This is a genomic window from Acinetobacter sp. RW6 (assembly GCF_041956835.1).
GTDB lineage: Bacteria > Pseudomonadota > Gammaproteobacteria > Pseudomonadales > Moraxellaceae > Acinetobacter > Acinetobacter calcoaceticus.
Window position 1 is genome coordinate 3,229,027 of the sequence record NZ_CP167121.1, and the last position, 24,110, is coordinate 3,253,136.

General features: G+C 40.7%; 23 protein-coding genes, 2 tRNA genes, 1 rRNA gene and 1 pseudogene. 8 read left to right on the plus strand and 19 right to left on the minus strand.

Annotated features, from left to right (window positions below; genetic code table 11):
• Positions 1–362: 362 nt before the first annotated feature.
• The 4 genes and pseudogenes from ACB088_RS15280 to ACB088_RS15295 form a co-directional block, all read right to left on the minus strand.
• A tRNA-Ala gene (locus ACB088_RS15280) sits at positions 363–438 on the minus strand.
• A gap of 56 nt (positions 439–494) precedes the next feature.
• Positions 495–571 (minus strand) — tRNA-Ile (locus tag ACB088_RS15285).
• A 59-nt stretch (positions 572–630) separates the two neighbouring features.
• Positions 631–2,168, minus strand: a 16S ribosomal RNA gene (locus ACB088_RS15290).
• A 520-nt stretch (positions 2,169–2,688) separates the two neighbouring features.
• Positions 2,689–3,259 (minus strand): annotated as a pseudogene (locus ACB088_RS15295) (TetR/AcrR family transcriptional regulator).
• 88 nt (positions 3,260–3,347) lie between these two features.
• Between ACB088_RS15295 and ACB088_RS15300 the strand changes: the two are divergent.
• Positions 3,348–4,562 carry an oxygenase MpaB family protein gene (locus ACB088_RS15300; RefSeq protein WP_375037360.1) on the plus strand — a complete coding sequence of 405 codons (1,215 nt, stop codon included), beginning with the start codon at positions 3,348–3,350 and terminating at the stop codon, positions 4,560–4,562.
• Between the two features lie 67 nt (positions 4,563–4,629).
• On the opposite strand, the gene ACB088_RS15305 is transcribed toward ACB088_RS15300, so the two are convergent.
• The 4 genes from ACB088_RS15305 to def all read right to left on the minus strand — a co-directional run bounded on the left by ACB088_RS15305 (position 4,630) and on the right by def (position 8,078).
• On the minus strand, positions 4,630–4,836 hold the full coding sequence (locus ACB088_RS15305) for a hypothetical protein (RefSeq protein WP_375037361.1): 207 nt from the start codon (positions 4,834–4,836) through the stop codon (positions 4,630–4,632).
• 54 nt (positions 4,837–4,890) lie between these two features.
• Entirely contained in the window at positions 4,891–7,005 is a 2,115-nt protein-coding gene (locus ACB088_RS15310) for a TonB-dependent copper receptor (RefSeq protein ID WP_375037362.1), read from the minus strand.
• 73 nt (positions 7,006–7,078) lie between these two features.
• On the minus strand, positions 7,079–7,504 hold the full coding sequence (locus ACB088_RS15315; RefSeq protein WP_309953377.1) for a DUF2946 family protein: 426 nt from the start codon (positions 7,502–7,504) through the stop codon (positions 7,079–7,081).
• A 43-nt stretch (positions 7,505–7,547) separates the two neighbouring features.
• Positions 7,548–8,078, minus strand: a complete 531-nt coding sequence (gene def / locus ACB088_RS15320; protein WP_004795267.1) for a peptide deformylase — start codon at positions 8,076–8,078, stop codon at positions 7,548–7,550.
• A gap of 122 nt (positions 8,079–8,200) precedes the next feature.
• Between def and ACB088_RS15325 the strand changes: the two genes are divergently transcribed.
• The 3 genes from ACB088_RS15325 to ACB088_RS15335 are packed head-to-tail and all read left to right on the plus strand — an operon-like array spanning position 8,201 to position 11,127.
• Positions 8,201–9,355 carry a LysM peptidoglycan-binding domain-containing protein gene (locus ACB088_RS15325; RefSeq protein WP_375037363.1) on the plus strand — a complete coding sequence of 385 codons (1,155 nt, stop codon included), beginning with the start codon at positions 8,201–8,203 and terminating at the stop codon, positions 9,353–9,355.
• A gap of 20 nt (positions 9,356–9,375) precedes the next feature.
• Entirely contained in the window at positions 9,376–10,506 is a 1,131-nt protein-coding gene (gene dprA / locus ACB088_RS15330; RefSeq protein ID WP_375037364.1) for a DNA-processing protein DprA, read from the plus strand.
• Between the two features lie 51 nt (positions 10,507–10,557).
• Positions 10,558–11,127: an L-threonylcarbamoyladenylate synthase gene (locus tag ACB088_RS15335; RefSeq protein ID WP_375037365.1), complete on the plus strand. Its 570-nt coding sequence runs from the start codon at positions 10,558–10,560 to the stop codon at positions 11,125–11,127.
• Between the two features lie 387 nt (positions 11,128–11,514).
• Here the strand turns inward: ACB088_RS15335 and ACB088_RS15340 are convergent, their stop codons facing one another.
• Both ACB088_RS15340 and ACB088_RS15345 read right to left on the minus strand, forming a co-directional pair.
• Entirely contained in the window at positions 11,515–12,435 is a 921-nt protein-coding gene (locus ACB088_RS15340; RefSeq protein WP_199991069.1) for a DMT family transporter, read from the minus strand.
• 105 nt (positions 12,436–12,540) lie between these two features.
• Positions 12,541–13,194 carry a TetR/AcrR family transcriptional regulator gene (locus ACB088_RS15345; RefSeq protein ID WP_003655509.1) on the minus strand — a complete coding sequence of 218 codons (654 nt, stop codon included), beginning with the start codon at positions 13,192–13,194 and terminating at the stop codon, positions 12,541–12,543.
• Between the two features lie 135 nt (positions 13,195–13,329).
• Between ACB088_RS15345 and ACB088_RS15350 the strand changes: the two genes are divergently transcribed.
• The 4 genes from ACB088_RS15350 (at position 13,330) to ACB088_RS15365 (ending at position 16,736) form a co-directional block, all read left to right on the plus strand.
• The gene (locus ACB088_RS15350) at positions 13,330–14,544 is read left to right on the plus strand and encodes an MFS transporter (RefSeq protein WP_307013250.1); all 1,215 of its coding nucleotides are present in this window, start codon (positions 13,330–13,332) and stop codon (positions 14,542–14,544) included.
• A gap of 20 nt (positions 14,545–14,564) precedes the next feature.
• On the plus strand, positions 14,565–15,329 hold the full coding sequence (locus ACB088_RS15355; RefSeq protein WP_092710583.1) for a helix-turn-helix transcriptional regulator: 765 nt from the start codon (positions 14,565–14,567) through the stop codon (positions 15,327–15,329).
• 122 nt (positions 15,330–15,451) lie between these two features.
• The gene (locus tag ACB088_RS15360; RefSeq protein WP_375037366.1) at positions 15,452–15,997 is read left to right on the plus strand and encodes a glutathione peroxidase; all 546 of its coding nucleotides are present in this window, start codon (positions 15,452–15,454) and stop codon (positions 15,995–15,997) included.
• Positions 15,998–16,139: 142 nt separating this feature from the next.
• Positions 16,140–16,736: a hypothetical protein gene (locus ACB088_RS15365; RefSeq protein WP_375037367.1), complete on the plus strand. Its 597-nt coding sequence runs from the start codon at positions 16,140–16,142 to the stop codon at positions 16,734–16,736.
• Between the two features lie 61 nt (positions 16,737–16,797).
• On the opposite strand, the gene ACB088_RS15370 is transcribed toward ACB088_RS15365, so the two are convergent.
• The 9 genes from ACB088_RS15370 to ACB088_RS15410 all read right to left on the minus strand — a co-directional run bounded on the left by ACB088_RS15370 (position 16,798) and on the right by ACB088_RS15410 (position 23,964).
• The gene (locus tag ACB088_RS15370; protein WP_003655525.1) at positions 16,798–17,217 is read right to left on the minus strand and encodes a F0F1 ATP synthase subunit epsilon; all 420 of its coding nucleotides are present in this window, start codon (positions 17,215–17,217) and stop codon (positions 16,798–16,800) included.
• Positions 17,218–17,234: 17 nt separating this feature from the next.
• Positions 17,235–18,629, minus strand: a complete 1,395-nt coding sequence (atpD, locus tag ACB088_RS15375; protein WP_003655528.1) for a F0F1 ATP synthase subunit beta — start codon at positions 18,627–18,629, stop codon at positions 17,235–17,237.
• Positions 18,630–18,659: 30 nt separating this feature from the next.
• Entirely contained in the window at positions 18,660–19,529 is an 870-nt protein-coding gene (gene atpG / locus ACB088_RS15380; protein WP_003655530.1) for a F0F1 ATP synthase subunit gamma, read from the minus strand.
• 77 nt (positions 19,530–19,606) lie between these two features.
• A complete protein-coding gene (gene atpA, locus ACB088_RS15385) occupies positions 19,607–21,151 on the minus strand; it encodes a F0F1 ATP synthase subunit alpha (RefSeq protein ID WP_005037448.1) in 1,545 nt (514 codons plus the stop codon).
• Positions 21,152–21,197: 46 nt separating this feature from the next.
• Positions 21,198–21,734 (minus strand): F0F1 ATP synthase subunit delta, encoded by a 537-nt coding sequence (locus tag ACB088_RS15390; RefSeq protein WP_003655534.1) that lies wholly within the window; start codon positions 21,732–21,734, stop codon positions 21,198–21,200.
• A 12-nt stretch (positions 21,735–21,746) separates the two neighbouring features.
• Entirely contained in the window at positions 21,747–22,217 is a 471-nt protein-coding gene (locus ACB088_RS15395; protein ID WP_003655537.1) for a F0F1 ATP synthase subunit B, read from the minus strand.
• Between the two features lie 38 nt (positions 22,218–22,255).
• Complete coding sequence (gene atpE / locus ACB088_RS15400; protein WP_000424060.1) at positions 22,256–22,501, minus strand: F0F1 ATP synthase subunit C; 246 nt, start codon at positions 22,499–22,501, stop codon at positions 22,256–22,258.
• Positions 22,502–22,585: 84 nt separating this feature from the next.
• Positions 22,586–23,461, minus strand: a complete 876-nt coding sequence (atpB, locus tag ACB088_RS15405; protein WP_005037450.1) for a F0F1 ATP synthase subunit A — start codon at positions 23,459–23,461, stop codon at positions 22,586–22,588.
• Between the two features lie 104 nt (positions 23,462–23,565).
• Positions 23,566–23,964 (minus strand): ATP synthase subunit I, encoded by a 399-nt coding sequence (locus ACB088_RS15410; protein WP_003655545.1) that lies wholly within the window; start codon positions 23,962–23,964, stop codon positions 23,566–23,568.
• Positions 23,965–24,110: the final 146 nt, after the last annotated feature.

Sequence of the window (24,110 nt, forward strand, 5' to 3'; positions counted from 1 at the left end):
AAACAGTCGTTATTACCTACAAGGAGTAATAAGACATGATCAATGATTTCTCATCAATCTCTTACAGTTTGAAGTACTGTGTATTTAAACACTGTACAGCTTCAATCTAATTCATATACCAAAACGCTTGATTCAGTTAATTTGCTAGTTCTCAATTAATTCCAAGATCAGAATTACTTCTTCTCTTTTCATTATTGAGTGAACAATTTATTTCAGACTCAATTTTGCCAATCTGTTAATGAATAAACATGCCTTCGTCAGGTCATGCTTAATACCGTGATACTTAAATCACAGAAGTTAATAAACTAAGATCTTACAACCTCTATTTACTAATTTCTGTAATCCGAACTTCTCTTAAGTTCTGGTGGAGACTAGGAGAGTCGAACTCCTGACCTCCTGCGTGCAAAGCAGGCGCTCTACCAACTAAGCTAAGTCCCCAGCTTACATCATCAGTTATGTATCTTCTTTTCTATAACTTCAACCAGTCAAAGTCATGGTGGGTCTGACAAGACTTGAACTTGTGACCCCACGCTTATCAAGCGTGTGCTCTAACCAACTGAGCTACAGACCCTCAGATACATCTATGAAGAACAACTTGTTGTGGATTCTTACCAATCGTCAATCTTTCGTTAAGGAGGTGATCCAGCCGCAGGTTCCCCTACGGCTACCTTGTTACGACTTCACCCCAGTCATCGGCCACACCGTGGTAAGCGTCCTCCTTGCGGTTAGACTACCTACTTCTGGTGCAACAAACTCCCATGGTGTGACGGGCGGTGTGTACAAGGCCCGGGAACGTATTCACCGCGGCATTCTGATCCGCGATTACTAGCGATTCCGACTTCATGGAGTCGAGTTGCAGACTCCAATCCGGACTACGATCGGCTTTTTGAGATTAGCATCCTATCGCTAGGTAGCAACCCTTTGTACCGACCATTGTAGCACGTGTGTAGCCCTGGCCGTAAGGGCCATGATGACTTGACGTCGTCCCCGCCTTCCTCCAGTTTGTCACTGGCAGTATCCTTAAAGTTCCCGACATTACTCGCTGGCAAATAAGGAAAAGGGTTGCGCTCGTTGCGGGACTTAACCCAACATCTCACGACACGAGCTGACGACAGCCATGCAGCACCTGTATGTAAGTTCCCGAAGGCACCAATCCATCTCTGGAAAGTTCTTACTATGTCAAGGCCAGGTAAGGTTCTTCGCGTTGCATCGAATTAAACCACATGCTCCACCGCTTGTGCGGGCCCCCGTCAATTCATTTGAGTTTTAGTCTTGCGACCGTACTCCCCAGGCGGTCTACTTATCGCGTTAGCTGCGCCACTAAAGCCTCAAAGGCCCCAACGGCTAGTAGACATCGTTTACGGCATGGACTACCAGGGTATCTAATCCTGTTTGCTCCCCATGCTTTCGCACCTCAGCGTCAGTGTTAGGCCAGATGGCTGCCTTCGCCATCGGTATTCCTCCAGATCTCTACGCATTTCACCGCTACACCTGGAATTCTACCATCCTCTCCCACACTCTAGCTAACCAGTATCGAATGCAATTCCCAAGTTAAGCTCGGGGATTTCACATTTGACTTAATTAGCCGCCTACGCGCGCTTTACGCCCAGTAAATCCGATTAACGCTTGCACCCTCTGTATTACCGCGGCTGCTGGCACAGAGTTAGCCGGTGCTTATTCTGCGAGTAACGTCCACTATCTGAAGGTATTAACTTCAGTAGCCTCCTCCTCGCTTAAAGTGCTTTACAACCATAAGGCCTTCTTCACACACGCGGCATGGCTGGATCAGGCTTGCGCCCATTGTCCAATATTCCCCACTGCTGCCTCCCGTAGGAGTCTGGGCCGTGTCTCAGTCCCAGTGTGGCGGATCATCCTCTCAGACCCGCTACAGATCGTCGCCTTGGTAGGCCTTTACCCCACCAACTAGCTAATCCGACTTAGGCTCATCTATTAGCGCAAGGTCCGAAGATCCCCTGCTTTCTCCCGTAGGACGTATGCGGTATTAGCATTCCTTTCGAAATGTTGTCCCCCACTAATAGGCAGATTCCTAAGCATTACTCACCCGTCCGCCGCTAAGTGATAGTGCAAGCACCATCACTCCGCTCGACTTGCATGTGTTAAGCCTGCCGCCAGCGTTCAATCTGAGCCATGATCAAACTCTTCAGTTAAAAATCATTTTGCACCTTATTAAAGACAAGGTGCCAATTCTGGCTCATCAATTTTCTGACTTAAATTTCGCTCAAATAAACTTCGAGTAATTTAAACCAATCAATCAATGATAATATTTCGATCGATCAATCAGTAAAAATCCACACAAGTTGTTCTTCATAATCTCTTAATGATCTTCTTACTGGTTCGTCACCAGCAAGCTAGGTCGGCTATATTACTCTTAATCTCTTAAAAGTCAACAGGTAATTTCGATATTTTTAAAACTTATTCTCAAAACTAACTTCTCATCAAATTCATTACCTAAAGCAACTCACTCAATTCCAAGTAACTGTTTTTCAACAAGTTTCTATCTGCATCACCGCCGATGGATGTGCATTATAGAGGATTAAATTCCCTTTGCAAGCGAAAATTAAAAACTTATGACTTGAGCGTTCATTTTTAAAACAATAATCATATTAACCAATTGTTTTATATCAATAATTATTTTGATTATTTATTTTTGACTTAAATAAGCCAATATCATGCTCGATAATTCTTGTTTAAGTTGTTGTTCTGAGATAAGAAAATTGTTCTGACTAACATATCTCATCATTGTAAAAAGCGTACTATTGATGATTACAAAGGATTTATGCTTCACCTGTTCGAAGTCCCATTGATGGGGATTTCTACTAAATGTATATAGTCCAACTTCAAAAAAATGTCTTTCTAAAATCTGAGCAGCTTGCGAATGACTATAGTCATGCCAATGCTTCAGCACCTCTATAAAAAATCCATGATCGGCTTTTAATGCAGCAAATCCTAGTTCAATTGCTAAGGGGATAAGGATATCCAAAGGAATATTTCCTTGCTGCATAACTAATTCTTTGAATTGTTGCCCCAATAGTTCGCTTTTACGGCGCAACAGTTCTTCTATGATTTGATCTTTATTCTCAAAGTATTGGTAAATTGAACCCACACTTACTCCAGATCTCTCTGCAATTTTAGGAGTCGTGGTATGGAGCAATCCATATTGGGCAATACAGTGCTGTGTCGCCTCTAAAATATGGTCAACAATAATTTTTGAACGCTGTTGCTGTGGGGCTTTTCTCATTGGTTTTTTATTCTTTAAATGTGAATTGAATGCGAATAATTATTCATATTAGCCTATTTATTATTCAGTTTAATAAGTAAGTGACAATATGCAAACAAGTAGCCCGACTCGACTTGCCTCTTTTAATGACATGCAAGACAGTAATTTCTTTACTCAGTTTTTAAATGTCTGTTGCGAAAAACCAGCACAGCCAAACTATGCAGAATATATGTCTTTACAACGTGCTCTTTATGAAGGGGACGTTGAAATGGATAAAGTAATTGATTGGGTTATGCAAAATCCCAAAGATCACCGCATGATTTTTGAGAAGATATTATTTCAAGGCCGCCATGACTTATCTGAGCCCCTACCTACTGAGTTAGAAAGTTTCTTTAATTACATTGAACAAAAACCTGAATGGTTAGACCAACACCAAATTGTTGAGGCTATTAAATTTACTCATCGTTTAGGAATAAATAATGGTTTTATTCTTAGAGATTTATCTTTAATGGCGGGATATTTATATCCGGGGTTTAATCAACCTTTAATTTTAACAGGTGCATTAAAGAAACAGGCGGGTACTCGTTTAGCAGAAACCACGAAATGGTGGGTGGATATTACTGAACCTCAGGGCCTCACTCGTTTGAGTTCAGGTTTTACCTCAACCATTTATGTTCGCTTTATTCATGCACTCGTTCGCCGACAATTAAAAAAGTCTGATCGTTGGGATAGCGAAGTTTGGGGAATTCCTCTTAATCAGTTTGATTTAGCAATGACCAATTTAGCGTTTAGCAGTGTGGTTTTACTCGGTATTAGAGCTGTAGGAATATGGCCGACAAAACAGGAAACTAAGAATTTTTTACATTTTTGGCGTTATGTTGGCTGGTTGATGGGTATTGATGAAAAATGGCTTATTCAATCTGAGTCTGAAGGCTGGCGATTACTGTACTGGATGCAGTTTGCTCACCCTCGCTCCGATCACAGCAGTATTGAATTAGGATCGAGCTTATCTAAAGAACCTTTTGAGAGAAAGTATCTGCATTTACGCTCTTTGCAGCAGAAGCTTGCTTACCGACAACATTTAGAACTTACCCAATTTTTTATTGGTAAGAAAAGAATGAAACTACTCGGATTGCCTCAACAATCTGCTTCTTGGTTTGCTTATTATCTAATTTTGCGTAATTCATTACTTTATAGTGGTGCAAAGCTTTCACCAAGAATTGAAAACTTCTTATCCAAATCAGGGCGTAATATACAAAAACTTGGTCTAAGTCTTTATCAGAATCAAGGTAAAGCAAAAACCTTGGCGAGTATGCATCAATAATTTTCCAAGCCTAAAAATAAAAAATGGAAGCCCGTTAACCAGACTTCCATTTTTAAATATTAAAGGCTTATTGAGATGATGAACTGTGCATTTCAGCGTGATTCATTTGCTCGTGTGACTCCATCATCTGCTTATTTTTTTGACTTGGCATGTAATCAGGTTCATTGTTGATTGCCAAGTAAAAAATGATCATAAACAATAAACTCAAGATAGAAGCCACAATAAGTAACTTCCATCCCCACCAAGACTGTTCAGGCGATAATTTATTTGTCATTTGATTTCTCTCGTTAAATTAATATTTTCAGTTCATTTAATTCGTTACAGCTTATTAAAACTTCATGCTCATACGAACCCAGTAGTTTCTTCCGATATTATTGAACTGCTCTTCACTCGCAAATCCAAAGCCTGCACTACCCGCTTTATTTAAGTGTTCGGTGTAGGTTTTATCTAATACGTTGTCGATGCCGACAGATACATCAATATCCTTACGAAGGTTGTAACTTCCGTTTAGAGAAAGAGTTGAAAAACCTTTACTTGGTTTTAAGTCATATCCCACGATGTTACCTTGATGTAGACTCACGCGGTTTTGCTCAGCAACAGCTCGCCACAACAGACCTAAATTATATTTGTCAGCCACATAGCGAATATTTATTCGACCTTCTAAAGGTGAAATTTGAGGTAAAGGTTTGTCATCTGTGGTGTTTTTACCCCATGCATACATCGCACTCAAATCAGCCTGAATATGGTCGGTAAATTGATAGCCAATACCAGCTTCTGCACCTGCAATGGTTGCATCGACATTTTTAGCACCCGCAGTAATATCATGACTCATATCATGCCCACCCATTCCCGTGCTTGGGTGATGGTGATAACTCATTAAAATGTAGTCGTCGACTAAGCCTGCATAGGCAGAAGCCCATGTATTTAAAGCTCCATGTTGTTGCTGAAAGCCCAAATCCAACTGTAGTGTTTTCTCAGGATTCACACCGTTAAAGGTATTGGTTGAGCCAGCATTACCATGTTTAGGCGAAAAAAGTTCCCAATAATCAGGCATACGCTCTACATAGCCTAAACCGATATAGCTTTTTAGGTCATGCTCAGGATGTTGATTTTCCCAGCGGACAAATGCACTTGGTAAAGTCTTTTCAAGTTTAGTATTAAAGCCTTTTGCTTGAGAATCTGCGCGCTCATCTTCAACTGTTACTCGATCTAAACGCACACCTGTAACCAGTTTGTTGAGATCGTTCCATTGATAACCAAGTTCACCAAAAGCACCATATGATTGAAAACGCATATCTTGACGATATGGAACATTCATAGAAGGCATATTTGGCGATGACATGCTACCGCCATGTTTATTAAATTGAGAATCTACACCTGTAATCAGACTCCATTTATTCCATTCAGAGGTCATGGCTAAACGTGAGTTTAATGTACGGCGCGTCACTTGCATGGCCATCGTGTTTGGCATCAGCATAGTCATACCATCATGTGTCATTTCAACTAATGGCGGAGTACGTAAGCTAAAGTTATCCATAATATGGTCGTTATAACTATAGTTCACCTGCCCTTCTATTTTCTTGATGACATTAGTGATGTTTTTCTTTTCAAAACGTAGACCTAAGCTTTCACGCGCAAATTGAGAACCATCCATTGAACGCCCAGCATAAAGCGATTCACCATCAGATTTTCCACCAGTGAGTTCAATCCATGTGTTTTCATCTGGAGTGAAACCAATCGCCACATCAGCATTCCATTTTTCCCATGCTGAAGGTACGGTATTGCCGTCACCATCTTGATAACTATTGGACTCAGAACGATTAGCATTTAAACGGATATATTTTTTCTCATCACCAATTGCCGCTTCAACATTATGGTCAATACGCCCATATGAACCTAACAAAACACTGGCTTGCCCACGATAAGGTTTCTCTGTAGTGAGCTTTTCAGGCTGACGTTCAAAAAGAACAGTCGCTGCTGAACCCGTATTGGCATATTGAACTGTTTGCGGACCTTTAATGACAGAAATACGGTCATAACTTTCTGGTGAAATATAAGAAGTTGGTGCATCCATACGATTTGGACATGCACCTAAGTTTTCGGTTCCATCCGTCAAAATTTTGATGCGTGAGCCAAACATACCTCGGAATGTTACATCGCCATTTGTTCCACCGCTTTGTATTGAGTTAAAACCCATAATACTTTGCAGGTAATCTGCACCATCTGTAGCAGGTACTGGCTGAATCGGTTGCTTTGGATCTGCATGAACAATAAGACCATTTGCATCATTGCCTTGCTGTGCTGTAACAACGATAAGTGCCAATGAATGAAGTGTTTTGGTATCAATATCATTTTTTTCTGAATCAGCAAAAACTAGACCCGAATGAGAAACAGCAAGCATCGCAACCCATAAAGGTTGTAATAAGAATTTAGAATGTGACATTTTTTATACGCTCTAAAACATAAATAAAGTGATATTGAAGTCAATCAAGACCCCAACAAAAAATTGCTTTTATTTATGCAAATAGAGGTGGTGCACGCCCTTGCGGGAGTAGGAAAAGTCGCTGTAGTGCAAAATAAACATGTTTGAATGCTTGTTGATAAGCGACTAAGCGAACTTGTATGCGAACTAAAACTTCTTTTACGCCAAATTCAGGCGGTAAAACCAGATTGGCATAGACGGTACAATATTGACACTGGTGATTTGCATCATGATGGTCATGGTGTTCAGGTACTTGAGCCTGTTCAATATGATGATCATGATGCGAATGCATGGTATGTGACATGGCTTCCGTCTGTGCTTTGGGTTTCAGCAAAGCACGGGTAATAGTTTCACAGACCGGAGCAATTTGATATTGCTTCGGTAATAGCGGCTGTAGAAATACCGCGACCTGTAAAAATACTGCTGCACATGCAAGCAACAGACCACTACGAAAAACCAAAAATCACATCCACACTATATTAATATTTGAAGAATAGAAATTTTTAACGTTTTACTGCAACTTTTTCACGCTCACGTTGACGAACAACTTTTTCGACTTTTTCTCGCGCACGCTGACGTTTAAGTGGCGACAAATAATCCACAAATAATTTGCCATTTAAGTGATCCATTTCATGTTGGATACAAACAGCGAGAAGTCCATCAGCTTCTATCTCAAATGCTTGACCTTCAAGGTTAATTGCCTCAATTTTCACACGTGACGGGCGCTCAACTTTGTCGTATATTTGTGGCACCGATAGGCAGCCTTCTTCGTACTGCTGCTTATCTTCTGTCAGCGGAGTGATTTTGGGGTTAATAAAAACCAAGGGTTCATCTTTAGCTTCAGATAAATCTATAACGATTAACTGAATATGACGATCTACCTGTGAAGCTGCTAAACCAATACCTGGTGCGGCATACATGGTTTCAAGCATATCTGCTGCAAGTTGACGAATTTCATCAGTAACTTCTTCAACAGGCTTAGCAATGGTACGAAGTCGGGGATCAGGAAAACTTAAAATAGGTAATAAGGCCATACTGACGTCCTCACTTATGCCATTGATTGAAAAACCAAATGAAGGAAATACTTCATCGAAAAATTGTGTGTAAGCCGCCTATTATAACGCATCTGCACGCATAATTTTTAGGAATTATCATAATGAAAAAGGTTTTTAACGGCATGGGTGAATTTCATGCTTTGGGGATAAAAAAGCATTTACTTGCTTTCGCACTTTTTACAGGGGTTGCAATGGGTACAGTAGCAGAGGTTCATGCTGCTAGTCCGAACCATAATCCACCCTCTCTAAAAAGTAATGCACCACATGTCTACGTTGTAAAACGAGGAGATACGCTGTGGGATATTTCTGGTCATTTCCTAAGTAAACCTTGGCGCTGGCCAGAAATCTGGGCAAGTAATCAGCACGTCAAAAATCCACACTGGATTTACCCGGGTGACCGCTTATTGTTATGCAGTTTAGCTGGTCGACCATTGATAGGTAAAGATGAGGGAGATGGTTGTGTCGGCATTATTCGTCGCTACACAGGCCAAACAGCAAACTTACAACCTCAAGTTCGTGTGGAGTCACTCAACGATAACGTGCCTGTTATTCCACTTGAGCATATTAAACAGTGGTTAGAACACAGTACTATTTTACCAGCCGATGCAATTGAACATACGCCTTATATTGTTGGCACTGCCGATCAGCGTGTACTTGCGGCAAAGGGCCAAACGATTTATGCACGCGGACAAGGTTTAATTGATGGTCAACGTTATGCTGTCTACCGTGAAGGTGAACCGTACTATTTCATGGATAGTAAGGGTAAAAAACACAGTCTAGGTATTGAACTACAACAGGTTGCGTCAGGTATTGCGATCTCTTCTGAGAAAGACATAACAACACTTGAGCTAACTGATAGCTACAATTCCGAAGTGCGTCGTGGTGATCGGGTCATGCCAGAAGAAGATGCGACTTTACCCACTCTATTTTACCCAGTGGATGCTAAACAAGTGACGGATGGTGGCAAGATCATTCGTGTCATGGGTTCAATTGGTAGAGCAGCCAAAAATAGTGTAGTGACTTTAGACCGCGGTACGGCTCAAGGCATTCAGGTGGGTCAAGTCTTTGATATTACCCAACAAGGTGAAACCATTCGAGACCCTAAAACCAAAGAACCAATACAGTTACCTGGACAGCAAATTGGTAGCCTTATGGTATTTAGAACTTTTGATAAGCTTAGCTATGCATATGTATTAGAAAGTGACTTACCCATTAAAGTAGGTTCAAACATTCAGCCACCTCGTTTTGATGATTAACGCTGGATATACACTTTACAATGCTTACTCAACTTTCTTCACACCATTACCACACCCTTAAAGTGTGGTATTTGGTGCAGCACTCTTTAGTTAGCTTTAAAAAAATTGTCGACTATTTCGGTAGCTGTGAAACGGCTGTCCAACCTGCTGGGTTAGCCCAATGGTCTAATCTCGGTTTACATGCCAATCATTTAAAACGCGTAGATGAATTTCAAACTGCTCAAGGTCAGGCTCATTTTGAAAAACTGGTTCAGCAGATCCAGCAATATACTGACTTTATTTTAACGCCAGATGACTCTGGCTATCCTACGCAATTGCTACCTTACATAGACTATCCACCTATCATTTTTGGAAAAGGCCAAGCTCAAGCTTTGTTGCAACCACAAATTGCGATTGTGGGTAGTCGAAAACCAAGCCCACATGGTCGTCAGGTTGCTTATGATTTTGCCTATTACTTAAGTGAAAAAGGATTTTATGTGAGTAGTGGCTTGGCATATGGCATTGACGAAGCTGCTCACCAAGGAGCTTCAGTACATCAACGAACTATTGCTGTCACCGGAACAGGTCTAGACAGCACCTACCCTGCTCAGAATAAAAAACTTGCAGAACAGATCTTGGCTCAAAACGGCGCCATCATTACTGAGTTTTTACCCGGTACGCCACCATTACAGCAACATTTCCCTCGTAGGAACCGAATTGTTAGTGGTTTGAGTTTAGGAGTACTCGTCGTAGAAGCGACTTTAAAAAGTGGCTCACTGATTACTGCCAACAAAGCTGCTGAGCAAGGTAAAACGGTATTTGCTATTCCTGGCCATATTTACAGTGAGTTTCATCAGGGCTGCCATCAGCTTATTCGTGAAGGCGCAATCTTAGTCGATCATCCTGAACAGATTATTGAGGACCTTGCTCTCCCAACACAGTGGCAGAGTCAACAACAAAGCCAAAGTGAAGCAACTGAAACTGGCGCGCCAGAAATTCCTGAACATTTAATTAAACTGTATCAATCTTTAGACTGGGTCGGTCAAGATACTGATCAGCTTGTCGTGCATCACTCACAACCCGTTGCAGAACTCACCTCTTCACTCATGGAACTAGAACTACTTGGTTTATGTATGCAACAATCAGGGCTGTATTTACGTTGTCGCTCTTAGTATGGGAGCACACAATAGCAATTCTGTCTGATTGAAATGAAGAGTATTACCATGATTACCACCTCAGTTACCGAAGCCGCCGAAAGTTTACATCAAGGTCAAGTCTTGGCGTATCCAACTGAGGCAGTTTGGGGGCTAGGTTGCGACCCTTTTAACGAACAAGCTTTTCAAAAAATTCTAGTGCTGAAACAAAGACCTATTGAGAAGGGGGTCATTTTATTAGCCAGCCATATTAGCCAAGTCGAACACCTGTTGACCTCTTTACCTGAAGCGACTCAACAAGAAATTATTGATTGCTGGACGAATCACCAACCTTCAGAAAGAGCCACAACTTGGCTCTTGCCAGCTGGTGAACATATTCCTTCATGGATTAAAGGTGAACATCCACTTGTCGCTGTTCGAGTCACCACACATCCTTTGTGTGTAGCATTATGCAATGCTTTTCATGGTTTTATTGTCTCGACTAGTGCCAACCCGAGTGGGCAAGAACCGGCTCATTCACTACAAGATGCCTGCCAATACTTTGGTTCACAATTAAACTATCTCAATGGTGACTTAGGCCAAAGTCAGCAGCCAAGTAGAATTATTAATGCTCTCACAGGCGAGATTATCCGCGCCTAATTTCAGACAAAAAAAAAGCTCAGTTATATAGGGATAACTGAGCATAAAAAGGATGGGTATATACCGCATCCAGAGGGTTTGGATATCTCTGCAACGAAAGAGAATCTGCAAAAAGAGCGTCTTTCGTAGTGGTCGCTATTATGTGGCAAGAGACTAAATGAGAGAAATATATAATTTCTCTAAAAAAAGCATGAAAAGTGTAGGGAATTTACGGATTTTTACTTAAAAATTAAAATTATATTAATATTTTTATTGGCTTTTTTAATATTTATATTTCAACCTATTGTTATAAACTATTTATAAATCATATAGAAAAGCTTTAACTAATAAAAAATGGCATATTTTTATTAATTTTTTTCAAAATATGCCATAGTTTTTTTAGTCGTCTTAGTTTTGCTCTTGTATCAGCTCACTCTTTTTAGAACCGACCTTCTTTTGAGCCATAATGATACCAATTAAAATTATTACGCCCCCTAGTGTGTGATAAATGGTCCACTGCTCAGATAACCAGACACTCGCAATAATTGCTGTAAACACAGGAACAAGGTTCATAAAGATACTTGTTCTATTAGGTCCTAATTGCTGAACAGCCAACATCCAAACTAAAGGTGCAATGAGTGAAGCAAATACTCCTGCATAAATAGCACTCGGAGCATTTTGTGCATTTAAAGCATCCAGTCCGAACCAGAAAATTAAAGGAAGGTGAAATATTACAGAAAAACCAATCTGGACATATAAGCTCGTCATGATTGGAAGTGGCAACTGCCATTTTTTAAGAAACACCCCATAAAATGCATAAAAGAACACAGCGATAATCATTAAAGCATCACCAAGATGTCCACCAGAACTTAATAGGTGGCCAATATTTCCTTGGGACATGACATAGAGCAAACCTGCAAAAGACAAAATACTGCCAAAAACTGCAAAGCGATTAGGCACATCTTTTAAAATAGCAAGAGAAACGAAAATGGTAAAGATCGGAATAAATGCATTCACAATTCCCATATTAGTTGCACTGGTATAATGTGCAGCCGTATAAGCAAGCCCTTGATAAAGCACCATTCCAAATGCACTTAATACTGCTAATTTAGGCAAATATTGTTTTAATAAGTGTCGCTGTTTCCAAACTGGTAACAACATAAATGGGGTTAAAATAATAAAGGCGATTAACCACCGATAAAAACTGATACTGACAGGAGAGATATAATCAGAAACATAGCGGGTAACTACAATATTTAAAGACCAAATCAGTACTGCCAAAATGGGGAATATAAACGCCCATTTATGATATTTCATGACCTGACTCATAGTAATACGCCATCTGTAAAAGAGAGTTTATTTTGAAGAATGTCTTAATAAATTGAAATATCGTATTTCCGACATTGATATTGAACTTAGGACATCCTCCTTTTTTTAGAATAATGTCCAAGTCTTCATGGCATGTTCCACAACTTTGTGTAATTGCTCGGTACTCGCCCCATCTCTTGCTTGAATCGTTAACCCTTGAATGACGGTTGCATAAAAGTCTGTCATTTCCTGTAACGGTGCATTTGGAGACAAATCACCCTGCTCTACACCTTGTTGAAGACGTTTGAATAATTTTTCTTTGGTCTTTATTCTTTTATCGAGAAGATTCTGCTGCACATTCTGAGTAGCGTCAGAACAATTCATAGCAGCAACGACGAGCATACAACCAGCAGGCTTATTTGGCTGGACGAGTCTTTTAACGTTATCGTATAGATAAAGTTCAAAAGCGATTTTTGCTGTTTTTGCTTCTAAAAAGATGGTTTCAATAGGACATGCTTCATGAGCCAAATAGTAATCAATACTTTGATAGAAGAGCCCCGCCTTATCTCCAAACGCACTGTATAAGCTTGGTGCTGTAATTTCCAAAGCCTGTGTTAAATCACTGATCGACGTTGCTTCATAGCCATGCTCCCAAAACAGTAACATTGCCTTTTGCAAAACCTGCTGTTCATCAAAGCATTTAGGACGTCCACGCTTTTTTTTCAGCGTGTCTTCAGCAGCGATCAAATTCGTTTCATGCGTATTTGTCATAAAGATCACATCTATTTTTATAACAATCGTTATTAAATTAATTGACGTTCGATTTTTTATCAACTATTTTATTTTCATAATGATCGTTAGTTAATTAATAAATTGCCTTTCTTCACTCCAAATTTAGCCAAGTAAGGATTTCCTATGGACCAATCTTCTATCTCTAAAGCGCGACCCACGACCTCCCCACAGGGAAGCTGGTTTGCCATTTTGGCCGTTGCCATTGCAGCATTTGCATTAGTAACAAGTGAATTTTTACCTGTTGGTGTTTTAAATAGTGTTGCAACAGATTTAAATATTTCTGTAGGTACAGCTGGTCTTATTATTACCGTACCCGGCATTATGGCCGCGATTGCTGCCCCCTTATTACCAGTTTCAGTGAAACAACTTGATCGACGCTATGTTCTCATTTTACTGACAGCAATTATGGTTATTGCCAATACCATTACTGCTTTTGCTGAAAACTTTCATATTTTATTACTCAGTCGCTTAATTTTAGGCATCTCAATTGGCGGGTTCTGGGCCACGGCAATCGCTTTAAGTGGAAAATTAGCTCCCGCTCATCTCCCTATTGCTAAAGCAACTGCTGTTGTAATGGCAGGCGTAACTTTTGCGACAGTTTTGGGTGTTCCTATTGGAACATGGTTAAGTGAATTTTATGGCTGGCGCAGTGCTTTTGGAATTACAGCAGGAATTGGCTTAATTGTTTTAATCTTACAATTAATCTTTTTACCTAAACTTGTTCCAGACTCGCCAATCCATATGAGGGACTTACCAGCATTATTACGCACGCCTAAAGCACGTAGCGGCATGCTTATTGTTCTACTTATCGGACTCGCTCATTTTTGTGCATATAGCTATTTAGCACCTTTCTTCAAAAATATTGCTGGCTTTAATGGTACAACGATTAGTTCATTATTATTGCTCTACGGAATTGCAGGTATTTTCGGAAATGCATTTGCTGGATATAGTGGCAATCTGAATGTCCGTTATACGCTTGCCTTTGTTAGTGCTTGCTTTGCAATTGTATTTTTTGGATTCCCACTTTTTGCCATTCATGAATTTGGTGCTATTGTCTTAACTGCTTTATGGGGCTTCGCATTTGGTGCTTTCCCTACCTCAGCCAATATCTGGATGTTTGTACATGCGCCACATGCAGTTGAAAAAGGTATGCCTCTTTTTGTAGGTATGTTTCAGGTCATGATTGCCACAGGTTCATTATTAGGCGGTTATGTGGTTGATCATTTCAATGAAAATACCTTAATTTATGGTGTATTAAGCTTTGTGGCTTTAGCACTCGTAAGTACATTTACCTTTGCAAAGGGCTTAAATAATCCTAAAGCGACCTGTGAAAATTAAAATATAGTCTGAGTACAAAGATGAACAATGAGGACCAACACTTTTCTTTATTGAACAGTATAGAAGTTCATGAATTTCTATATCAAAAAGAAGATATTGTTCGTCCTCATGCCTCGCTCTGGGGAGATTTTAATTTCAGCTTAAATGGCATTTTAGAAATGCAGGTGGAAGAACAACTATATCTATCTCCCCCTAGCTATGGACTTTGGATTCCACCTCAAACAGTTCATCAATCGACTGATATTGATCACGAAATTCACTATATCTGTATTCGTCTACATCCCCGCCTATGCTCTGTTTTAGGAGATGTCTGTCAGTGTTTTAGTATCCAGCCCTTTTTTCGGACCTTAGTCCTCCAAATTCTGGAACAACAGAAGCAGAATAAAAAACCTGAATATTTAGAACATCTTTTACAAGTCTTATTCGACCAATTACAACAAGCCCCAGCCTATTCGCATTATTTGCCTCAAACGCGACACCCAGTTTTATTGCCTATTTTAGAAAAGCTTTCCGACCCATTACTTTTTGATCACTCTTTACAGCAGTTACTTCAAAATTTCTCTGTAAGTGACCGCCACCTGTTACGTTTGAGTCAACAAGAGCTACAACTCTCTTTATCCGAATGGCGAAATCGAGCCAAAATTGTTTATGCAATTCATCAAATACGACAAGGTACTCCAATTAAACGCTTAGCATATGATTTAGGTTATCAACATAGCTCAAGTTTTATTGAGTTTTTTAAACGTTATACTGGACAAACACCTATTCAAATTAGAAATAACTAGAATTCAGTTTATCTTTTAAAATCTTTTTCTTTTTTTGAACACGAATATTATTGCACTACCCCTCAATAGCAGTTAAAACAAATGCGTTACTTGATATCAACTACAATCTTTAGGAAATACTCATGACACAATCTGTATATCACATTCCAGTAAAAGCTATTTCAGGCGAAACGGTTGACCTTGAACAATATAAGAGCAAGGTTTTACTTATTGTAAATACTGCCTCTAAATGTGGTTTAACTCCACAATACGAAGGCTTAGAAAAGCTTTATCAAGCAAAAAAAGATCAAGGCCTTGAAATTTTAGGTTTTCCAGCAAACAACTTTAAAGAGCAAGAACCAGGTTCAGATGAAGAAATTCAACAATTCTGTTCATTAAATTATGATGTTCACTTCCCTTTATTTTCTAAAGTATCTGTTGTCGGTGAAGATAAGCACCCACTCTATGAAACTTTGACAGCAGCTCAACCAGAACGTACTGGTGAAGGACCTTTCCGTGAGCGTTTAGAAGGCTTAGGTATTCCAACTAATCCAGCTCCAGAAGTTTTATGGAACTTCGAGAAATTCTTAATTAATAAAAATGGCGAAGTAGTGGCTCGTTTTGCTCCAAACCTAACTGCGGATGATGAACAAATCGTTAAAGCAGTTGAAGCAGAGTTAGCAAAATAACGTTAAAAAAACGTAAAAAAGAGCGTTTTCTACGCTCTTTTTTATTATCTGGTCAAAATGTTGTTTGTTTGCAAAAATACAATCTTTCTCCATATTTTATGCCTATAGTACCTATTTGCTTTATTTGATGTTGTTTGTAGTTATGAAAAAAGTTTTACAGGGTGCATTTCTTCCTTTTGTAATTTTTGCCTCAGGCATGCTTTTACTCGGGTGTGATCAGGCACAAGACCATGCTACTGAACAAGAAAATACTGAAATAACTGAACAGGCATCTGATCAAGCTATTGAACGACAAGAGTCAGATATTGCTCCGAGTAAAACCGAATTTAAAAGCGGCAATATTTTTTATATGGTTCGAGATGCTGCTAATTTACAGCTTAAAGCTGGCGATTATGTTGAACAACTTAAAGACACTCAACTTGACGTTGAACAAGCTATCCAAGATAAAAATCAAAATGAATTAAAAACAACTGTTTCAACTTTAAAACAGCAATTAGAAGGTTTAAATCAAGCTCTTCTCACCTTAGATATCAAAAGTCAGGAAATTGAGAATATTCGCCAAAGTTTACTACATGCCAATCAACAAGCTCTAAGCATGCCTTTACTAAATGGAAAATTAGATCAAATCAATTTTGACCAAATTGAAAAACAGCTGAATACCATTCAAATGGATATGGTTAAACTCGCAGCTATGATTATGGCTGGAGATGAAAAACCTGATCCAAAAACTGATTCTTAAGTTATATCCAAATAACAAAAAAGCCACCTTACGGTGGCTTTTTTGATGAACAGTGCACAAATTATAATGCGCGGTTCTTCATCTTACGGATAGTTTCAAGCTGACCTGAAATCTCTGATAGAGATGCCAATGCAGCAGCTGAGTCCAAATCACTCTTTTGGTTCGCAAGCAATTGTTCAGCATTTTTACGTGCTTCTAAAATTGCAGCTTCATCCAAGTTGTCTGCACGGATTGCAGTATCTGCAAGAACCGTTACAACATGAGGTTGAACTTCTAAAACACCGCCAGATACATAGACGATTTCTTCTGTACCATTTTCCAACTGAACACGAATCGGGCCCGGTTGAAGCAAAGTCACAAGTGGTGCGTGTCCTGGCAAAATACCAAGTTCACCACCTGCGCCTTTCGCGATTAACATCGTTACTGCGCCAGAGTAAATAGACTCTTTAACACTTACGACATCACATTGCATAGTCGCCATGAGATGATCTCCTTAAATTAGAGTTTCTCAGCTTTAGCAATCACTTCGTCAATACCACCAACCATATAGAACGCTTGTTCTGGGATGTGATCGTATTCACCAGCTAATAGACCTTTAAAGCCACGAATCGTTTCTTTAAGCGATACTAATTTACCAGGAGCGCCAGTAAACACTTCAGCTACATGGAATGGTTGAGAGAAGAAACGTTGGATTTTACGCGCACGGTAAACAACCAATTTATCTTCTTCAGCTAACTCATCCATACCCAAGATTGCGATGATGTCTTTAAGCTCTTTATAACGTTGCAAAATGTTCTGTACAGAACGTGCAATTTCATAATGCTCTTGACCAACAACTAATGGGTCTAACTGACGTGAAGTTGAGTCAAGTGGATCGATCGCTGGATAGATACCAGAAGATGCGATGTCACGGCTCAATACTACTGTTGCATCTAAGTGAGCAAATGTAGTTGCAGGCGATGGATCTGTTAAGTCATCGGCAGGTACGTATACTGCTTGGATCGATGTGATCGAACCAGATTTAGTAGACGTAATACGCTCTTGAAGAACACCCATTTCTTCTGCAAGTGTAGGCTGGTAACCTACCGCAGATGGCATACGACCTAACAATGCTGATACTTCAGTACCTGCAAGAGTATAACGGTAGATGTTGTCAACGAATAATAATACGTCACGACCTTTACCATTTTCGTCTTTTTGATCACGGAAGTATTCAGCCATAGTCAAACCAGTTAACGCTACGCGTAAACGGTTACCTGGTGGCTCATTCATCTGACCGTAGACCATTGCTACTTTGTCAAGAACGTTAGAATCTTTCATCTCGTGATAGAAGTCGTTACCTTCACGAGTACGCTCACCAACACCAGCAAACACAGATAAACCTGAGTGAGCTTTCGCGATGTTGTTGATCAACTCCATCATGTTAACGGTTTTACCAACACCAGCACCACCGAATAAACCAACTTTACCACCTTTTGCAAACGGGCAAAGTAAGTCAATTACTTTAATACCAGTTTCTAAAAGGTCAGTAGAAGCAGCTTGTTCAGCATAAGAAGGCGCTTGACGGTGAATTGGCAAACGTTCTTCAGTTGCAACTGGACCAGCTTCATCAATTGGGCGGCCCAAAACGTCCATGATACGACCAAGCGTAGCTGGACCTACTGGAACAGAAATCGGTGCATTTGTGCTAGTTACATTAAGGCCACGTTTAAGACCTTCTGTAGAACCCATTGCGATGGTACGAACAACACCATCGCCAAGCTGTTGCTGAACTTCTAATGTAGTTTCAGTACCGTCAACTTGGAGAGCGTCATAGATCTTAGGAACGCTATTGCGCTCAAACTCGACGTCGATAACCGCGCCGATGATCTGAATGATACGACCGCTACTCATTGCTGTCTCCTCAATTCAAACTTAATAATGTTAAACGGCAGCGGCACCGCCAACGATCTCAGAAATTTCCTGAGTAATCGCGGCTTGACGCAGCTTGTTGTAAATGAGTTGTAGGTCTTTAATCAGTTGTCCTGCGTTGTCTGTCGCTGCTTTCATCGCGACCATACGAGCTGACTGCTCACATGCAACGTTTTCAATCACACCTTGATAAACCATAGACTCGATATAGCGAACCAACAAACCATTTAACAATTGTTCTGCTTCTGGTTCGTAGATATAGTCCCAACCATAAGTACGGTTGAGATCATCGCCTTCTTCTGCTGGTGCTAAAGGAACAAGTTGTTCTACTTTAGGCTGCTGAGTCATTGCATTAATGAAGCCATTTGATACGAGGTAGATACGATCTAATTCGCCCTTATCAAATGCATCAAGCATAACTTGGACTGAGCCAGTTAACTGTTCCAAACTCGGCGCATCGCCAAGTTGGGTAGTTGCACCAAGCACTTTACCGCCGTAATTCTTAAAAAACGAAACCGCTTTTTGACCAATTAAAGCAAATTCAACTTCAATTGACTGCTGTTGTTGTGCTTTGACATGCTGCACAACTTTCTTGAACAAGTTAATGTTCAAGCCACCGGCCAAACCACGATCTGAAGACACTACGATATAGCCAACGCGCTTAACAGGGCGGTCAACCATATAACGGTGTTTGTATTCAGGGTTTGCTTGAACCAAGTGAGCAATTACACGGCGCATATTATCGGCATACGGACGGCCCTGAGCCATGCGCTCTTGCGCACGACGCATTTTAGAAGCAGCTACCATTTGCATCGCGCGAGTAATCTTTTGCGTGCTCTTGATACTAGCTACTTTGGCGCGAATTTCTTTTAAATTTGCCATACGCTTAACCTAGTATTCGAAAGCCCTTTCGAGCTTCCGAAGGTTGATCCGTGAACCAAACTTAACTAAAACTAAACTTAGTAAGTTTGAGTCGCTTTAAAGCTTTCAATACCTGCTTTGATTGCTGCTTCGATGTCTTTGTTGTAATCACCAGTTTCATCGATTTGTTTCATCAACGGAGCATATTCTGAGCGGAAGTAAGAAATTAACGCAGCATCAAAGTCTACGATTTTCTTAACTTCTACGTCAGCCATATAGCCTTCGTTAGATGCATAAACAGAAACAGCTTGGTCAGCAATTGAGTAAGGAGCATATTGCTTTTGCTTCATTAACTCAGTTACACGTTGACCATGTTCAAGTTGCTTACGAGTTGCTTCGTCAAGGTCAGAAGCGAACTGAGCAAACGCAGCCAATTCACGGTATTGTGCTAAAGCAGTACGGATACCACCAGACAATTTTTTGATGATCTTAGTTTGAGCAGAACCACCAACACGAGATACAGAGATACCCGCGTTCACAGCAGGACGAATACCTGCGTTGAATAATGATGTTTCTAAGAAGATCTGACCGTCAGTAATCGAAATTACGTTCGTTGGTACGAATGCAGATACGTCACCTGCTTGAGTTTCAATAATTGGCAATGCAGTTAAAGAACCAGTTTTACCAGTTACTGCGCCATTAGTGAATTTCTCAACGTAGTCAGCAGATACACGAGAAGCACGTTCAAGAAGACGTGAGTGAAGATAGAATACGTCACCTGGATACGCTTCACGACCTGGCGGACGACGTAAAAGCAATGAAATTTGACGGTAAGCAACAGCTTGCTTAGACAAATCATCATAAATAATAAGAGCGTCTTCACCGCGGTCACGGAAGTATTCACCCATTGTACAGCCAGAGTACGGAGCTAAGTACTGCATTGCAGCAGGATCAGCAGCCGCAGCAGCGACAACAGTTGTATACGCCATAGCGCCAGTTTCTTCTAGCTTACGTACAACGTTTGCAATTGTTGATTGTTTTTGACCAATCGCAACGTATACACATTTAATGCCAGAATTTTTCTGAGCGATAATCGCATCGATCGCCATCGCTGTTTTACCAGTTTGACGGTCACCAATAATCAACTCACGCTGACCACGACCCACAGGAATCATGGTATCAACTGATTTATAACCAGTTTGAACAGGTTCATCTACAGACTGACGCCAAATTACGCCTGGTGCTACTTTTTCAACAGCATCAGTTAATTTTGCATCAATTGGGCCTTTACCATCAATTGGGTTACCCAAAGCGTCGACAACACGGCCAAGAAGTTCCGGACCAACTGGAACTTCAAGTACACGACCTGTACAACGAGCTTTTTGACCTTCTTGAAGGCTTAAGTAGTTACCTAAGACAACGGCACCCACTGAATCCTGTTCTAGGTTCAGTGCCATACCAAATAAGCCGCCGTCAAATTCGATCATTTCACCGTACATTGCATCAGCAAGACCGTGAATGCGCACGATACCGTCGGATACCATAACAATGGTACCTTCGTTTTTAGCGGTCGCGCTGGTGTCCAGATCGCTGATACGCTGTTTAATGAGCGCACTGATCTCGGATGGATTCAGTTGTTGCATTGCGCTATTCCTCAATCTTTTAATAGTTCAGTCTTCATCATTTGCATTATGCAAGAAGACGAGTACGCATTTTTTCAAGCTTGTTAAGCGCAGAATCATCTATCACTTGATCGCCTGCACGAATCACAACACCTGCAATAAGCTCAGGTTTAACTTCAACTGAAACAGTTACAGTACTGTTAAAACGCTTTTCTAAAGCAGATTTCAACAATTGCTCTTGCTCAGCAGTTAATGGGAAAGCCGATTCAATCACGACATCCACATTGTTGTTATTCTGTGATTTAAGCTGTTCATATTCTGCTTCAATTTCAGGTAACAACATTAAACGATCGTTATCTGCAAGAAGTGTCAAAAAGTTAGACACTGCTTGAGACTGATCTTCACCTAAAACTTTAGCAAAAAGCTTCACTTGCTCCACAGGAGTAAGTTCAGGGCGATTTAAATAAGCGGAAAATGCTTCGTCTTGCACCGCAGCACTGAGCACTTGTAACGCATTCGACCAATTGTCTGTTGCACCTTGCTCAGAAGCATAAGCAAATGCTGCTTTGGCATACGGACGTGCCAACGTCAAGAGTTCAGCCATGATTCGCCTCTCTTAAAGTTTAGCAGCCAGCTGAGACAGCATGGCGTTATGAGCTTCTGCGTCAACTTGCTGGTTCAGGATTTTTTCTGCGCCAGTTACTGCCAAAGCAGCTACTTGTTGACGTAATTCTTCGCGAGCAGAATTGATTTCTTGATCAACAGCTTCTTTAGCCTGTTGACGAATACGCTCACCTTCAGCCGCAGCTTGAGTACGAGATTCTTCGATCAATTGTGCTGCACGACGGTTCGCTTGTTCGATCAATTGAGCCGCTTGTGCTTTAGCTGCATCAAGCTCTTGCTTTACTTGCGATTGTGCATCGGCAAGCTCAGCTTTCGCTTTTTCTGCTGCATTTAAGCCATCAGCAATTTTACGCTGACGCTCACTAATCGCATTGATTAGTGGTGGCCAAACAAACTTCATGCAGAATGCAACAAAGAATGCAAACGCAATCGCTTGACCAATCAATGTGAGGTTGATATTCATTGCAATTCCTCAAATAGTGGATTTAGGAATTAAGATGATTAACCTACAAATGGATTAGCGAAGATGAAGAACAAGCCAATACCAACACCGATCATAGGCACAGCATCAAGAAGACCCGCGATTAAGAACATACGAGTTTGAAGTTGTGGAGCCAATTCTGGTTGACGAGCAACAGCTTCTAGAAAGCGACCACCCAAAAGACCAAAACCAATCGCAGTACCTAAAGCACCGAAAGCGATCAAGATAGCAGATGCAATTGCAACTAGACCTAAAGTGAGTTCCATGAAAAATTCCTCAGAGGTTAGGTTATTACCAAATTAAATTAAAAAAATTCAGCCCAACCATCGTTTGATAGTTAGGCAATACCATTAATGTTTTTCGCTTGCCATGCTCAAGTAAACGATGGTAAGCATCATAAAGATGAATGCCTGCAACGTGATTACAAGAATGTGGAAGATCGCCCAAGGCACAGATAACGCCCATTGAATCCAAAACGGCAATAAAGCAATTAGGATAAAGATCAGCTCACCTGCATACATGTTACCGAATAGTCGGAGAGCTAATGAAATCGGACGAGCAAGGAATGTTACCAATTCCAAAATCAAGTTCACTGGAATAAGCAACGCTTTTGCAACTGGATTACTTGGGTTAAATGGGTTAAGTGCCAACTCGCCAACGAAACCACTAACACCCTTTTCGCGGATGCTGTAGAACAAGATAAGTACAAACACAGATAAAGACATACCTAAAGTAATGTTTGGATCTGTAGATGGAACGATCTTGAAGTAAACGTGGTGAGGGTTCATACCAAATACGTTTGCACCCACAAATGCTGCAACTTGAGGAATCCAGTCAACTGGGAACAAGTCCATTAAGTTCATGAGGAAAATCCACACGAAAATAGTTAATGCAAGCGGAGCGATTAAACGTGATTTGCCATGAAAGGTGTCACGGACACTTGAGTCAACAAACTCAATGATCATTTCAATTGCAGACTGGAATTTAGTTGGAACACCTGCATTTGCAGCTTTCGCAACCATCCAGAATAACAAACAGAAAATAACACCAAGGCCAATTGACCAACCCATTGAATCCAAGTGAATTGCAGTGAACCCCATCGAATGAGCTTCTTCAGCAGTCTCAGCCAATTTCCATGTACCGTCTGGCATTTTGCCATAGGTCATATTGGTCAAGTGATGCTTGATATACTCTGTCGAAGTGAGGGCATGTTCTTCAGCAGCCATAAATCACACCTGGTCAATGTCAATTACTAAAAAGAAGGGTTACGAACATCGGCGTACTGTCGATATCTCGCCACCCTCCAAAAAATCTTCAATTCTTCTTGTTTCTATACCCGTTTTTCTAGACGTGACACCCAAAATGGAGCGACCCACGACATTGCCTGAACGAGAATAAAACCAAACAGCAATGCTAACGGTGATAAAGGTTTAACATTGCTCAAAATCAAAATAAATCCAACGATCATGATTGCAAATTTGCCTAACATGCCCCTATACATGTTAGACAGCACTTGTTTTGATGCTCTCGCACCTGCTGTTCTGAAGGATTGCCACGAGAAATAACTCATAGCAAGCCAGCAAACCAGTGCACCAAGTGCCGCACTTAATGCTGCTGTCATGTCTTTTATGCTCCACGCCACGAGGGCGGAAACAGGGATCATACATGCTTGTAAGAAGACCAAAGCTTTTGCTAATCGTCGGTCAATCAAGCGACTAGTTCGGCTCATTATTTATCCACTCACAGCATAAATGCTTGACAAGTTTAGCTGATGATCGCTTTTAATCGCAGGCATTATAGAGTTACACCCCTGAACATGCAATCTTTTCCCGACTTTAGTCGGGGTTTTTCATGACTGGTGGTGCTGACGCTACA